The organism is Vallitalea okinawensis (genome assembly GCF_002964605.1).
In the GTDB taxonomy this organism is placed as follows: domain Bacteria; phylum Bacillota; class Clostridia; order Lachnospirales; family PQDH01; genus Vallitalea_A; species Vallitalea_A okinawensis.
In genome coordinates, this window is the sequence record NZ_PQDH01000001.1 from 176398 (window position 1) to 191596 (window position 15199).

Here is a 15199-nt window from a genome sequence, read left to right on the forward strand (position 1 = left end):
ATTATTCCTCCTTATCTGAAAATTCAAAGTTTTTACATTTAGAAACAATAAGTTGTTTCAGAATATTCTTGCAAATAATACTATCTGTAACATTTAATTTGAAAGTTTCGTCATCGTTACTAGAAATCTCTACGTTATAACAATGATTATCTGTAAAGTAAAACATAAAGGATTGGGTCAACACTTCTTCACTATTTAAGTTTGATTCTGTAAATGATAAAAATCGTTGTTTTTCTTCAAATCCTTTAATTGCATCCAGGGCAAGATCTTCAGGTAAACCACTAGTTATTAATAATTCTTTAGCTTTCACCCGATTATTCATATTCATAGCCGCCATAAAGCTATAGTACTGTTGTTTGGTTAAACTACCAGTTATGATTGATTCTAACGCTTCTTCTTCTTTATCTATACCCATTATTTTTTCTATACTTTCTGTTATATCAGAAATGCTGTACATGGGCTTTAACGTTAGCTCAGCTCCCTCGTTAGGTCCAAAACGAACCTGTGTTATTCCTTCTTCATTTACATAATAGTTGGCATGTAATACTAGTTGCGCGTCTTCTGCTATTTCCAAGGTGAACAAGTGTTTTGGCTTTGTACAAATAGATAATAGATAATAGACTGCAACATCTACATCTAGAGCATTTTCCTTGTTTTCTCTAATATAACCCTTTGCTACAAGCGAGTTTTTTATCTTTATCCACTTTATACGAAGTTCATCTTCGTTCAAATTTAGAAGTTTATTCGTATCCTCTACTCCTATAAATTCCTTTGCCCCTAGCAGATAGGATAGCATGATAAATTCATCCCTTGTAAAATCTAGTTCAAAAAGGTTTAATTTACCCATTCTAAATTACCACCCTCTCTTAATTTAACAGGCTATTTTTATTATTGCGTATGTTGTTTCAAAAAACATAACACCTTGATCTGACGGTAGAATTATTTCACGTTCTTTTGGTCCCATTTGTTCAAACACTTCATTACCGATTATACTCTGACCTTTTATGTCGCCACCCATAATAACGCCTACTTTCGTTTTTATAAGCTTTCTACACAATTCATCGTTCATATAATAGGATAGGACTTCCATCATATCTGTTGTGATAAAGTATATACCTAATCCTTGTGATCCAGTTACAATTCGTAATAGCATTTCAGCTGCTTCGTCTGTAATCATCTCAAAGATTTTTGAAAATTGATTGATAAATATAAATTGTTTATCAAACTTGCACATATAGCCGTATATATCTTCTTGAGATAAGGCATTTTCTTTTATCACTTTATATTCTTCTTTTCTTACCTCATAAATCTCCATCAATTCTTTAATGAACGCATCAAAACCTGAACAACTGGATACATACTGACTAACCTTGAAATCATCAATATAATCCTTCATTTCACCTGCTTCTGTATCTACAAGAACGATCTTACGCTCTTTATAGGTAGATGCGTTTTCCATTAATGCTTTAAGAATATCCACAGTACTGGAATCAGGATGACTTCCAATAAAGAATGTATGAAAATTCAACAGTGGAATGGCTTGTTTGGTGCCATTAGAAACTGAATCACCTACATAGAATGAATGCTCATCCACTGGTATTATTGGTAATGTATTTTTTAGGCGAACTGTTGACGTACTATTTCTTGTAGTTACTTTTCGCTCTGTTTTTTCTTCCAGTGTCTGATCGTCGGAGGCCATTTCTGAAATATATTGGGGAGTTTCTCCCATCCATGCTTCCTTCATTGCACTCAATCGATTGGATATTTGCTCAATCCTTTCTGCTTCATTCTCAGCCTTAAGAGATAAAGCAGTCTGGAATTCAACAACCTCATCTAAAACGGTAAGACCCCGCCCCTTGATATTGTCAAGTTCGATTGATACGGAGGTATTCAGAATTTCTCGGTAGTGCATACTGTCATTCATTCTTAGAGTAATAAAACGGGAAACATGTTCTGTCACCCTGTAGTACACAGCACCTTTACTATTACCAGTAATGATTAAATACACACCGTAAGTCTTTCCATTGGCAGCAATCTTTACAATCTTATCTTCTAGATCATAGTATCTTTCTTTGATAACAGTATAGTTATCAATGACAAGAAGGATTGCAGGTAATTGTTCTTTAGTAGTGTTGCGATAGCCTTTAAAAGATCCCACGTTATGTTCCGCAAATTTTAGTTTTCTTTCCTCCATTAATTCCATTAAAGCTTGGATAGTTACTTCAATTTGCTCCTCATCATCGGCATAAATGATACCACCACAATGGGGCGAATTATCAAAATAACCCATTGTTCTACCACTAAAATCAAATATGTACATGTTTATATCATCAGGTGAATAAATATGAGCCAGCATATAAAGATAAGTTTGTAAGAAAGTTGTTTTTCCCATGCCTGAAGTTCCATAAATAATAACATGACCATCATCTATCAAACTTAACTCTAGGGGGATTTGCTTTTGCTCAATTGGTAGATCAACTAAACCAACAGGTACGGCTAGTCGTTCATCGGTTATTGACCAATGGCTACCATCAAACCCCTGACTTACAATATCCGTTATTTCATCGATTATGATTTCCTCTTTTAAAGGCGGTAACCATAGATGAATCGGTTGAATCTTATTAATCCTTGAAATTTCTTTCATTTTCTGGATTATTGCTTCTAGCTGGTTTAACGGTTCACCAGTCGAAGATAGTACTTTTTGCCCTTCAACTTCTTCACTCCCCACTCTAATAGGTAATGCAGTGTTATCAACTAGGGCTAATGTTCGTTGGTCTTCATCAACATACTCCTTAACTGGGGTGTATTCAACACCACTATAGGCAGATTGGACATACTCATAAATCTCATCATAACCAACTTGAAGATAACAACGACCTGGCAATTTAATTAAAGCTGCATCAGGTTTTTTCAGCATTTCATTACTGTCATGCTTATCCAATACCTTCAGACAAACTCTAAACTTAGAGTTGGACCATATTTGGTCATCAACTAATCCAGCAGGCTTTTGCGTTGCTAGGATAAGGTGTATACCAAGACTTCGTCCTATCTGAGCTACGTTTATTAATTCCTTCATAAACTCAGGTTGTTGTGATTTAAGTTGGGCGAATTCATCGGAAATAATCACAAGATGTGGAAGTGGTACAGATGCTCTACCTTCTTTATATAACTTCTGATACTTATCAATGTGATTGATGTTGAATTCATTTAATAACAGTTGGCGACGGTTGAGTTCAGCTTTTATCGAGATCAAAGATCTATTCAGCTGACTACCGGATAAGTTAGTAATTTTACCACCTATATGGGGCATACCATCAAATATATTAGCCATTCCTCCACCTTTATAGTCGATCAATACAAATGACAAGTAATCCGGATGGAAGTTAAGTGCAGCAGATATAATATAGGCTTGTAAAAATTCACTCTTACCTGATCCAGTCATACCGGCTACCAACCCGTGACATCCATGATAGTTTTCATGAACATCTAATGAGATAATCTCTCCGCCTGCTTTTATCCCTATGGGGGCAGCTAAAGACTTATATGCCAAGTTCTCATTCCAACGTCTTTCAATATCTAGATCTTCAACATTACCCACTTTATACATGCCTAAGAAAGAGACTCTTTCTGGAACACTTAAGTTAATGTTATCAATCTTAACCGAAAGCATTGAAAGTTGCTGTGAAAATTTAGTCAATGGTTTTATATCTACCCAATCTGACTTAAAAGGAATGAACCGATTATTATATTTGTTTTTGTAATAGATACCACAAATTGATCGGTCATTTTGGATAATAGTTTCACAATCCTTGGGCAACTTAGATATATCTCCATATACAAAAATACCTGATAAACTCTCATTGCATTGTTGTTTTTCAAAATAGCGCATAAAAGGTTCATTTTCTACTAATTGATCATCCATGATAAAAACTATATAATAGGGTAGCAAAACACTCTCTCGGTCTTCCCTTTTATTTTGTTCACGTTCTTTAAGCACTTCATCAACTGTATTAAAAATATGATGTACTTCTCTTTTATTCGTTGCAACATATCTTATACTTCTGTCTGTACTCCATACGTGAGGAAGTTCTCTCACCCAATCAAATTCAGATGCTTCCTTTTCGTTATAGATAAAAATCATCTTTACTTCATCATAAGAGTGAAGACCTGCTAGATTTAAAGCCATGCAATTTACATTGTTGATAATTTTATTGCGATCTCCTATTATACCGACTGTTTTTTGTTCTTTAAGTGGTATAGTTATGGCAACGTCCTTTAGATTCTCAAATTGGGTCACAAGTTTAACGGGTTCATCCTGCAATGGATCGTCATGTAAAACAAATCCCTGCTTAGGAATCACAATATTGACTTGAAAGGGGCGTTCACCTTTTCCTATCCGTACTTCTAGAAAATCAAGATCATAAGATATTCTTTCCCAAAGACGCCGCTTATTTTCCTCGCAATTCAGAATATTGAAAATATATTTGGGTTGGGGAAAGTAATTTTCATTAAGTATGCGAATATTTCTCAAATATTTTTCTTGTAAAATCACTTTCTGTTTTTGGATATACTGAACATAACGTTGAACTCTATGTTTTTCATCAGCGGCTTCTTGTCTTTTTTGATATCTATTGATGAGATTGGGCCATAATAACGCACCTAAAAGCATACTAATAGCCATAACACCACTTGTTGCCACTGAGGATAGATTACCTCCTGATGTAGCATTAGCAATGGCGAAACCAAGACTTGTCATCATGGCGATTGCCATGGTAAGTGAAGGTCCAATCATAAATATTAACGGCATGCGCTTGCTTTTAGATACTGATGGAGGTCCATCAATCTCAAAATCACCTTCTTCTACAGTTTTCATAATCCGCGGAGAACGTGTGAAATAAGACTGCTCTTGATCAGAATACTCATAGGGACCACTAAGATTAAAATCCTCTTTAATCTTTAAAGAACTAGCTGCAATATCGTTAGAAACCGCTATATAGCCACCCATATAGATAATTTTTAAACCTTGAATAAAGATTAGATCACCTATACTTAACTTTGCTGTGTTCGTCCTTATACCATTAACATAAAGACCAATTTTACCAGATAAATCATCGATATAATTTTCTCCATTAGCTTCAGTTCTTATAGCAGCATGTTTCTTTGACACAAAAGCGCTTGCATTATAGTGGATATCATTTTCTGGCAATCTACCGATAAACGTGTTTTTATCTGGAAGCTTAAACTTTTTAAAATTGATGTATTGTTGCTCTATAGCGATTGCCAATATACTGTATGTAATATCATGCTCTTCATCTAAAATAATAATATAATCATTATTTTCAAGCACCTTTTCTAAAACAGCTTCATCATTGACTGTAAAGCTAATTTTTTGATTACTAGATTTTATGAGCCAATTCTTGCCTGATTTACAAAGTGGAAGCCTTAAATCAAAACTACTTCCCAACATGGATGCATTAATGTAAATCTGTGACTGTCTATTACTTAAAGAGCTAAGCTTTAACTCTTTCATCTGATTATCAATGAACAGACTTATTAAAAAATCAGACATGAAATCAACCCCTTATTCATGATAATTCAATCCGGTAGGTCTATGTCTATAAATTAACGATTATTGATCAATAATTAGAACGAATAATGTACCTTTACCATTGACCTACCGTATTGTATGTTTAGTTATCACAGTAGGCAATTAACCTTTTACGTAAAATTCTAAAAATCTTATTTCAAATTTAAATTTAAATTCACTATTAAGAATAATATTCTATTTATTAAGAATATAAGGTTAACGGTTCTACTAAGCTAGTTTGCTTTCTTTCTCAGACTTAACCTTCTGTTTCTTTATATGAATTACTCAGAAACACACTATGTTTTGTTTCCTCCCTTCTCACTATTTTCGCTACTTGATCCAAAACTCAGAAAAGCTGCCAATTCTTTTGTATATATATCCACAACAGGTAGTAGTGGGCTGGTAGCTTCATTCTGTAAAAAGAGTAATGTAAGGGCAATAAACATACTCCATGTCATTTTTCTTTTGCCATTTTCTATGGCTATTATAGTTTGTCTACTTACTCCAATTGTTTCTGCTAGTTCTGTTTGAGTAATCCCTAATTTTGCCCTTAAAACAGGAAGGTTGTCAGTTAAATTCTTAATTAGTTGTTCTTTAGCTATCGAATCTAATACTTTTGACAACGTATCCCTTCTTTCTTAATAAAAAGCAATGTTATTTCCAGTTATATATTACCAAACTGACTAATACCTTGTCAATACATTTTGAACAAAATGTAATATTATTTTACATTATGATTAATTTTTGTACTAAAAGTATTTTTATTAAATCATTTATAATTTTTATATAATATTGTCACATTTTATCAATACTCTTAATAGTACTTGTCAAGAATATAAAAAAAAGCTTACTCTTAGGGCTTGAGTAAGCTTTTTTTTACCATTCGCTATTATTCAACATTATGTACTTTATATTCGATTAGATTAAGCCATTAATCCTATTGTCTTGAGAAAATTTTCTATATTCACTAAATTTTCTTTTTGCTTCTTTATAGCTAGAGATTTAAAAATTCTTAATTTTAAATGCTCACCATCTTTGAATTCAAGATTCATTGTTTTGCCAAACATTCCACCATCCAGTTTTATTCTTTTAATATCTGTTAGGGGCACACCGTTATACCTCTCAGGTTTGGCAGTGATTTTGTTCAATGTAACAATATCAACTTTTTTATTTGTAAACTGTACAAAACATTGTTTCTCAAGCATATAAGAAAAATGACCAGCCAAGAGCATTTTTCCAATGGACATGGTTTGACCATAAAAATAGTAACCAAACTCTTCGCCTTCGACTCTATGTTCTTCCATTGCTTTTACAATAACTTTATCGTTGATTAACAAGCTATCATCTCCTTTATATTTATATATATCCTAATAATACCACATTTTATATAATATACTATAAAATTCGTAAATTCAATTATTTTCTTAAATTTTATACATTAACCAAATTAATATCCTACTTTCCCACTAATTTAATTTCTTATTCTCTTATTTTTGACATAAATATTCTAACAAGCTATAATGAAGATAAAATAGATAAATTATCCATTTTGTAACAAATAGTATAAAAGGAGATGTTGCTTATGAGAAAAAAGAAAATTCTAATCACCCTTTTGGTATTAGCCCTGGCACTAAGTATAGGCACCGTACAAGCAAAAGATACCCCCTCCAGTTGGGCAGTGGAAACTGTAAATGAGATGATTGAGGCAGGTATTGTTCCTGAAAGACTACAAAATAATTATCAAGACCCTATAACTAGGGATGAATTTGCTGAATTATTGGTTAATACTGTTATGTTAGCTTTAAATACAGATACAAACTACCCAATCACTAAGCAGGATATCTTAGATAATGTTGAACTAAAACAAAACTTCGTGGATGCAGATGAAGATTATATAAAAATCGCATATATGTTAGGTAGTATAAACGGTGTATCTGATACCCTCTTTGCACCTGATAATAAAATTACACGTCAGGAAGCTGCTGTTATGTTGACTAACACCATACAATATCAATGCAAGTTTTCTATACAGAGTTTAGATGAATTATTTTACGACCATGATCAAATAGCTCCTTGGGCCTATGATGGTGTTGGATTAGTGGTAGGTAATTATCTTATGACAGGCTCTAATAATTCATTCAATCCTTTAGGTCTATTTACACGTGAACAGGCCATTATCACTATGGATAATTTTTTGCAACGATTCAATGATTATTTTATTACCTTAAGGGGAGTTCTAGAAATTCCTAACTATTATATCGAAATGGGCTATGTTGTTGACAAGGATTTTGTGGCTGTCAAGTACAGTGATCGTACAGATTTACATTTACCTGTATTAGATGCCTGGGAGATATATGATGAGACAAAAGATATTAAAGACTTTTCTCTTAATCAAGCTTATGTCGCTTATGGTCATTTTTCGTTGATTACAAATGGAATTAATATTCCATATGCTATTAAAGAAGAATCTGTCATTATTGATTGTGACTATATGTATATTCATTTATACACTGATGAGTATTTGATGAAATTTGACCTTAGTCGAAAAAACGGTTACACCAATATAATATTTGGTCATTACTATCGCGGTATGGGTCAAGATACTATTTATATAACACCTACTATTCATCAATGCACAGCAGAATGTACTCATCAATAACAACAAACCTTTGTGTTTTTGCAAGTTTACTTGACCTGCATTATCGAGTTAAGTTTCTAGTATTTTTTAACTTAACTCAATATTGATTTGGAAAATAATATTTTAATTATCTCTGAAGAATTATAAGTTTTCTTGATTTTTAAACTTAAATTCTGAGTCTTATTGATCTTTTTCTATGTAAAATAAATTATTTTTATGTCCGATTACTTCTTATAAAAAAATATAAAGATTTTACTCGAATTTTACTGACAAAATTTTGACATAAATATTTCTTCAAGATATAATGTTAATAAAATAGATAAATTATCCATTTTATAACAAATTAAATAAAAGGAGATGTTACAGATGAAAAAAGTAAAATTCTTGGTTGCCCTTTTTGTACTTACACAGATAGTAGGTAGTACCTCAGTACTAGCTGCAGACCAACCCTCCAGTTGGGCTCTAGAAGCTGTTAATGAAATGATTGAAGCAGGTGTTGTTCCAGAAAGATTACAGAATAATTATCAAGAACCTATAACTAGAGATGAATTTGCTGAACTATTAGTTAATACTGTTATGTTAACTTTGAATACGAATACCGAATACCATATTACTAAACAAGATATACTTGATAACGTTGAATTAAAACAAAACTTTGTGGATGCGGATGAGGATTATATTAAAATCGCTTATATGCTAGGCAGCATTAACGGTGTATCTGATACGCACTTTGCACCCGATAATAATATTACTCGTCAGGAAGCTGCAGTTATGTTAGTCAATACCATACAATACAGATGTAAGTTTTCTATACAAAGTTTAGATATACTATTTAATGATTACAACGAAATAGCTCCATGGGCTTATGATGGTGTTGGATTAGCAGTAGGTAATTATCTTATGGCAGGTTCAGATAATCACTTTGACCCTTTAGGTTTATTTACTAGAGAACAAGCCATTATAACCATGCAAAATTTCTTAGAGCGATACAATCAACACTACATAACCTTAAGAGGAGTTGTCAGAGTAAATAATCCCTATATCGAATTAGGTTATGTGGTCGACAAGGATTATGTGGCTGTCAAGTACAATGATCGTACAGATCTAGATCTACCTGTATCAGATGCATGGAAAGTATATAATTATACGAAAGACATTAAAGACTTTTCTCTTAATCAAGCCTATGTTGCTTATGGTCACTTAAAGTTAATTACAAATGATATTAATATCCCCTATGCAATTGAAGAGGAGCCCGTCATTATTGATTGCGACTATATGGATATTCATTTATTTACTGATGAATACCTGATGAAATTTGATCTAAGTCGAAAAAACGGTTACACCAATATAATGGCTGGTCATAGTTATCGAGGTACAGGTCAAGAACGTATTTACATTACACCTACTATTCATCAATGCACCTCAGAATGTCAGCATTAATAGAATGAGGTGATGCCTATGCTAAAGAGATTGATAGCTTTTTTCTTAGTGATCAGTTTACTTATGTTTCAAATACCATCCAATGCTACCGTCGTGGGTGAAGGTGGCTCAATTCCTGGAGGTGGCTCTGTCAATCTAGGTGGTGGGTTAGCTTCCTTAAGTCCCATCTACCGGGTTTCTATTATAAGAGAAAAATTGAGGGATGGTAAAAAGATTAACCCCAATGATACATCTAATCAAAAAAAAGAAAAATTAATTTATCATTTTAGTAATCATTTCCCTAATATGGATGATTATAATGATAGTTCTAAAAATTACTCTGTATACTTTGCACCACCCATAGCTGAATACTTAACTGATAAATATATTTTATATAAATACAACAACTCAACTCGTGATATTGATCCTATCGTTACAGATGATACGAGTAAAATATTTAGAAACCTTGGTATTACCAAACTAGAAGATGATTATGAAAATTTTTATCTTAATGCTCTATCTAGTTTAACTCCTGATGATCTAAAGAATAAGGATGTATTTGAAAAAGCGTGGAAAAAAATATCTGATACAAGGACAGAAGCAGATTGTATCGCTTTATGGAATACTATTTTAGCAGACCCTAATCCACAAGATGCTATGCGTGATTATATTAAAGATGATTTTGCTGATCCAACAGAATCACCAGAAAATCAATATCAAGCCAGATTAGCCTATCTAGACTTGATGATAACACTTTATCGTCTTGGAGATAAAGACATACAGGATCATTATACTACTTATATTAATGACTACTTCTTTGAAAATGAAACGGATACAAGTCCTGTTCTTATTGCTATTGATACTGCAGTAGGTGTTTCAGTACCAGATCGACTTCCCAATAAGGTACTTATCCTGCCAAGCGTTGATTATGTACAATATGCGACTGGTGTTATTCCTAAATATGACTTTACTTTACCCTCATTCAATTTTAAATACGATAAAGAAAAGGATAAAGATAAATCTATCACTAAAGCTATGATAAAGGCTGCAGTGCAGGGTTCTGCTGATACCTTGCCTAATGATAATTCAATCATGGAGTTATTTGTTGGGAACGCAAGAGGAAATGCCTTCTATTGGGGCTTCTCAGGTGTCACAGGTGATGTATTAAAGATTATTAATAACGTAGCTGATTGGCATACTAGTAGTGTTGTAGGTATTATGGAGTCTTTAGTCTTTGATGCTTCCAAAGGTTATTACGGTTTTATGATTGTTGGTGGTAATCATCAGCTACCTAGACTACCTGAGGGGACTTATAAACTTGAAGCTTCGGTAGATGGTGAGGTTGCAGGCGAAAAAGCGTTTAATATTGATGGTAAAAGCGAGACTCTTGGTAAATACATTAGTATTGAATTAGACTTAAATCAAACCGAAGATAACATGAAGGATTGGGAAAACTATGCAAAAAATAAAGAAAATATAGAAATGCTAATCAACCTTACTAGAGATCCTATAGGCGAAAATCTTTCAATTAATGCAGGAACACAACATCCAATGGGTACATATAGGTCGGTTACTTACGAAGAATTAATGAATTATCTAAGTGGTAATATCATCTATCAAGATGATGTATCTTCTCACTTCATTGAAGAAGGTAAAAATGTTCAATTTACATACACAGCTGATATAAAAGTAAAATTCGATGAAGAAGTAGTTTTTGTAGGTAATCCTGATTCTGTTACAGCTACCTTTTACCGTCCAATTGTTCCAGAACCCGAATATGCATTATACAACTCTACTCCTGAATACTGGTCAGAGTTTAAACAAGGTTCTCCTGGTCATGAAGAATTTGAAGCTATGGCAGGTACACCTACTACAAAAAATTTATATTTTGCATCAGGTGGTTCTGAATTTATCGTGGATATCTTATGCGAATACATAGAAGATGGTACGGCTACTCGTAATTACACTAGCATCTTTGATTCTGTTGATTGTGAGGACAAGATTCCTCATCAAGGACCTTTGCATAACAGCGGTATGTCTTCTCAGAGTGGTTCTTGGTCAATAAGTCCTCCAAAACCAACACCTCGGCAAATTACAGGCTATAACGGTGCTACACATACAGAAAGTTTAAGTAAAGAAAGTAAGAAAGTTATTGATCAGGCTGAAAAGAGAGATAGTGAAGGTAATATTACTCAATCTGAGAAATCCCACATGGAATACCGCTGGGTACAAAACGGTCTTTCAGCTTGTACAGGTTGCGGACCATGTCATGAACATATTGTAGGTGGTTATCAAGATGATTGGAGCCAACATGCCACCTTTGATTATATGAAGATCGTTAATGTCAACGTGTGGAAACTAACGCACTCGAAAGCAGATGGCTTATATGAATTGCTCGATACAGATGAAGTTACAGCAAGTATTGTTCAGGGCGAACCAAATATTTTTAGTAACATTGCTAGTAGTGATACCAGTGCTGCTGGTCGACTACGTTATTCCCTTGAAACTGATCAACACGATCATGTGACTTGGAATGAAGGTGATTCCGACAATTCTCATAGCAATAGTATCACAAGCGGTGCCGTTAATGAACAAGCCAAATTTACCGAACGACGTAATATGACGACCAATGTTACAGCTATATCTGACTTCTTAATCTTACAAACATCAAGTGGGGATCAATCAGTCATATATTTTGATAAAGCCTCACCGTCTAAGAAGACCACAGAATCTTTAGAGGTACCAAAGACATCCATCAAAGAGATGTGGGATAATAATCCCAACTCAGCCGCCAATTGGGACGCATATGAAATTAATATTGGTTCCTACAATGGTAATTATAAAGATGTCTATAATAAATATTCTACATATAATCACAGTAATGTGGCTACCATATTGGACACCTTACCAGCTGGTCTAAACCGTCCATTACGACCATCAAGTGCTATGAGGCTCATGAAAACAGGTATTGATGTTCCTGATGATAAAGAGAATGGTGAGTATATCTTAGGGATGTCCTCCGTATTCTATGAAAATATATTATCTCATGGTGGAGATTCTAATATTTACTCTTGTTCTTACAATAGTCACTATGGTTTAGATGGGCAAGAATTTACAACAACTTATAATGATATCGTTATCCACAACCCTGTATCAGTAGAGGATGCAATGGTTATTCCCCTACCTGAAGATCGGGATCAGAGAACCCAAAATACCAAATCCATTAGTGCGGGACTACCTGATGTCATTGAATACGATAAAATCTTCAACTGCCATTTTACCGGAGGCAGAGAACACAATGATGATTGTTATGTAACAGAAATTAGGCATAGTGGTCTTAATGATCATGTCCACGATGCCAGTTGTCTTGGACCTATTTATGACTGTGGATTAACTGAAGATCCTAACGGATGGAAACCATGTCCTCAATGTGGAAGTACTTCAGGCTATCACATGCATTGTACTGGTGGTTGTCAACTAACAGAATGTAATAGCTGTAACTATCGAACAGGTGGCAGTGGTACATCAGGTATTAATGCTATGCGCGGACATACCCATACCACATCCTGCTATACCGTTATCTGCGGTAATACCAGTGGGTATACATGGCGACCTTGTCCTAACTGTGGCAGTACTTCCGGTTATCATAAGCATTGCAGTAGCGGTTGTCAGCGCACGGAGTGTAATAACTGTGATTATCGACCGGGTGGCAGCGGTACATCAGGTATTAACGCCCAGAAGATCTATCACACCCATACGAACAGTTGCTACAAACAGGGCAATGTATGTAATAATCTACCCTATAACATCCATACTTGTGGGACAGGTTGCGTGAACACTAAGGTACTGAAATGTGTTGAACCACATCATTCCGATCTACATACGGATGCTTGCTATGATTTAATACCTCGTAGCAGTAACCCTACTACAATTGAAACCCCTGATTTAGGATCATTTTCACCAGGTAATTTCATTAACCTGGATTACGGTTTTACTGTATATTACCCCAACACAGGAGATTTTGAAGGTAATAATGCTCACGGTATCGGTTCTACTACTCGAATAAGGGGTAAGGGATTCCATGATAATATGGATACAACAGAATGGGTTAAAACTAAATCCATAACTTTCGATTTCAATGTCATATTTGAAGGCAATATGTACGCTGCTGGTGAGGAAATCTTCCTAGATATATATGAAAACTATTATGACTTCTATTGTCCTCTTGCCAACAAAGAAGCTATTGATGCTAAAGTTACTTATAAAATAATTGCCATCAATGGTCGAACCATGGATAACTCCTATTCTACCAATCGAACGCGGTACAGTAATTTAGCAGCTAAACACAGTGCCATCAAAAACACGGCTATCGATGTTGTCGGTCGAATCGGTACGCTTGTTATTGAGGATACTGGAGATTATAGGTTCTCCAATTTCTTCAAGAATCCACTCTTACCAGAAGAATGGTTTATACCTAACATGGTCAAGCGAGTCGATACAACGAGTCAGAATAGTGTCGTCGGTAGTGATACGGATGTAAGAGGATTAAGTGCCAGTAGTTCTACTGATTATTTAAATACATATGGTGCTTTACCTCACTTGGAAGCGGCAAATCAATTTCTACCTATACCATTGACACCACAGCATAATAATCTCAGCTTTCTACAGAATCAGCCTTTAAGACCCGGTTACAATGTTTTTGCTGATATACAGACTATCGGTAACTACTATAATCAGTTGCAGATCATACCTTATTACTACGTACTCAACCTAGACAATGGTAGTATTCAAGACGTCGATATTTATATGAATGTCAATGATGACTATAAGTTGATCAATCAGTTTGGTGCAGCTGTTCCTGGTTGGGACCCTACATCAGTCTATCAGTATATCTATGACTTGGACTGGGAAGGCGAGAAATATAGAAGAAACTTCTCAATGGAAGAAAATCAAATAACTCAGGATGTCAGTGAATACATGGCTTATTATGATGATAACTTTGAGGTGAAGAATTTAGATGTACCAATGGGATCATCTTACCCCTTTGGTACTGCTCAGATATTACAATTAGATGGAAGAAATCGAACTTTTATAGGAACAAGTGATACATATGGTTTGGAAAAGAATCCTGGAGGCTACATACCTGAAATCAGGTATAATCAACAAGCTCAACGATGGCATTTCACTTATGGTTTACCATCTTCTGCAGTAGCTGTATTAAAGGGCAAAGAACCTACACAAGAAAATATCGACGCCATAAGAACTAATCAGCATGTTTTGCTGATGGCTGCTGATATGAAAGCAGTGGGCGATACTTTTGTACTACAATACAATTATCCCAATTCCACTGTTACGATTGCCAACAAAAACTTCAATTTATCCAGCATTCCATATCCAGTACTTAACGTATATTCAGCCCATAAATCTTCAGCAGATGATTTAGAGGTTCGTGGGACACATTAACATATTAAACCTTTATACCTTGGAGCATAAAGTGGTGAGCATATTTCTCCCGACCTTTATGTTCCAATCTTTTAAGAGATTGGAGATAATAC

Annotated in this window: 7 protein-coding genes; 3 read left to right on the forward strand and 4 right to left on the reverse strand. The window is 34.4% G+C overall.

What is annotated here, in order from left to right:
* Window position 1: 1 nt before the first annotated feature.
* The 4 genes from C1Y58_RS01090 to C1Y58_RS01105 all read right to left on the reverse strand — a co-directional run bounded on the left by C1Y58_RS01090 (window position 2) and on the right by C1Y58_RS01105 (window position 6924).
* Window positions 2–847, reverse strand: coding sequence for a hypothetical protein (locus C1Y58_RS01090; RefSeq protein WP_105614146.1), 846 nt, complete (start codon window positions 845–847; stop codon window positions 2–4).
* 24 nt (window positions 848–871) lie between these two features.
* Window positions 872–5569, reverse strand: a complete 4698-nt coding sequence (essC, locus tag C1Y58_RS01095) for a type VII secretion protein EssC (RefSeq protein ID WP_105614147.1) — start codon at window positions 5567–5569, stop codon at window positions 872–874.
* A gap of 314 nt (window positions 5570–5883) precedes the next feature.
* Window positions 5884–6210, reverse strand: coding sequence for a helix-turn-helix transcriptional regulator (locus tag C1Y58_RS01100; protein ID WP_242985304.1), 327 nt, complete (start codon window positions 6208–6210; stop codon window positions 5884–5886).
* 300 nt (window positions 6211–6510) lie between these two features.
* Window positions 6511–6924: a PH domain-containing protein gene (locus tag C1Y58_RS01105; RefSeq protein ID WP_105614148.1), complete on the reverse strand. Its 414-nt coding sequence runs from the start codon at window positions 6922–6924 to the stop codon at window positions 6511–6513.
* Window positions 6925–7169: 245 nt separating this feature from the next.
* Here C1Y58_RS01105 and C1Y58_RS01110 point away from each other — a divergent pair, with 245 nt between their 5' ends.
* The 3 genes from C1Y58_RS01110 to C1Y58_RS01120 all read left to right on the forward strand — a co-directional run bounded on the left by C1Y58_RS01110 (window position 7170) and on the right by C1Y58_RS01120 (window position 15107).
* Window positions 7170–8246: an S-layer homology domain-containing protein gene (locus C1Y58_RS01110; RefSeq protein WP_170311477.1), complete on the forward strand. Its 1077-nt coding sequence runs from the start codon at window positions 7170–7172 to the stop codon at window positions 8244–8246.
* Window positions 8247–8591: 345 nt separating this feature from the next.
* Window positions 8592–9665 carry an S-layer homology domain-containing protein gene (locus C1Y58_RS01115; RefSeq protein WP_170311478.1) on the forward strand — a complete coding sequence of 358 codons (1074 nt, stop codon included), beginning with the start codon at window positions 8592–8594 and terminating at the stop codon, window positions 9663–9665.
* Between the two features lie 18 nt (window positions 9666–9683).
* Window positions 9684–15107 (forward strand): hypothetical protein, encoded by a 5424-nt coding sequence (locus C1Y58_RS01120; protein WP_105614151.1) that lies wholly within the window; start codon window positions 9684–9686, stop codon window positions 15105–15107.
* The last annotated feature ends 92 nt before the right edge of the window (window positions 15108–15199 follow it).

What these genes read in the sequence shown, in the direction of transcription:
- C1Y58_RS01090 (WP_105614146.1), bottom strand. Translation starts at nt 847, where the DNA reads ATGGGTAAATTAAACCTTTTTGAACTAGATTTTACAAGGGATGAATTT.
- C1Y58_RS01115 (WP_170311478.1), top strand. Translation starts at nt 8,592, where the DNA reads ATGAAAAAAGTAAAATTCTTGGTTGCCCTTTTTGTACTTACACAGATA.
- essC (WP_105614147.1), bottom strand. Translation starts at nt 5,569, where the DNA reads ATGTCTGATTTTTTAATAAGTCTGTTCATTGATAATCAGATGAAAGAG.
- C1Y58_RS01110 (WP_170311477.1), top strand. Translation starts at nt 7,170, where the DNA reads ATGAGAAAAAAGAAAATTCTAATCACCCTTTTGGTATTAGCCCTGGCA.
- C1Y58_RS01120 (WP_105614151.1), top strand. Translation starts at nt 9,684, where the DNA reads ATGCTAAAGAGATTGATAGCTTTTTTCTTAGTGATCAGTTTACTTATG.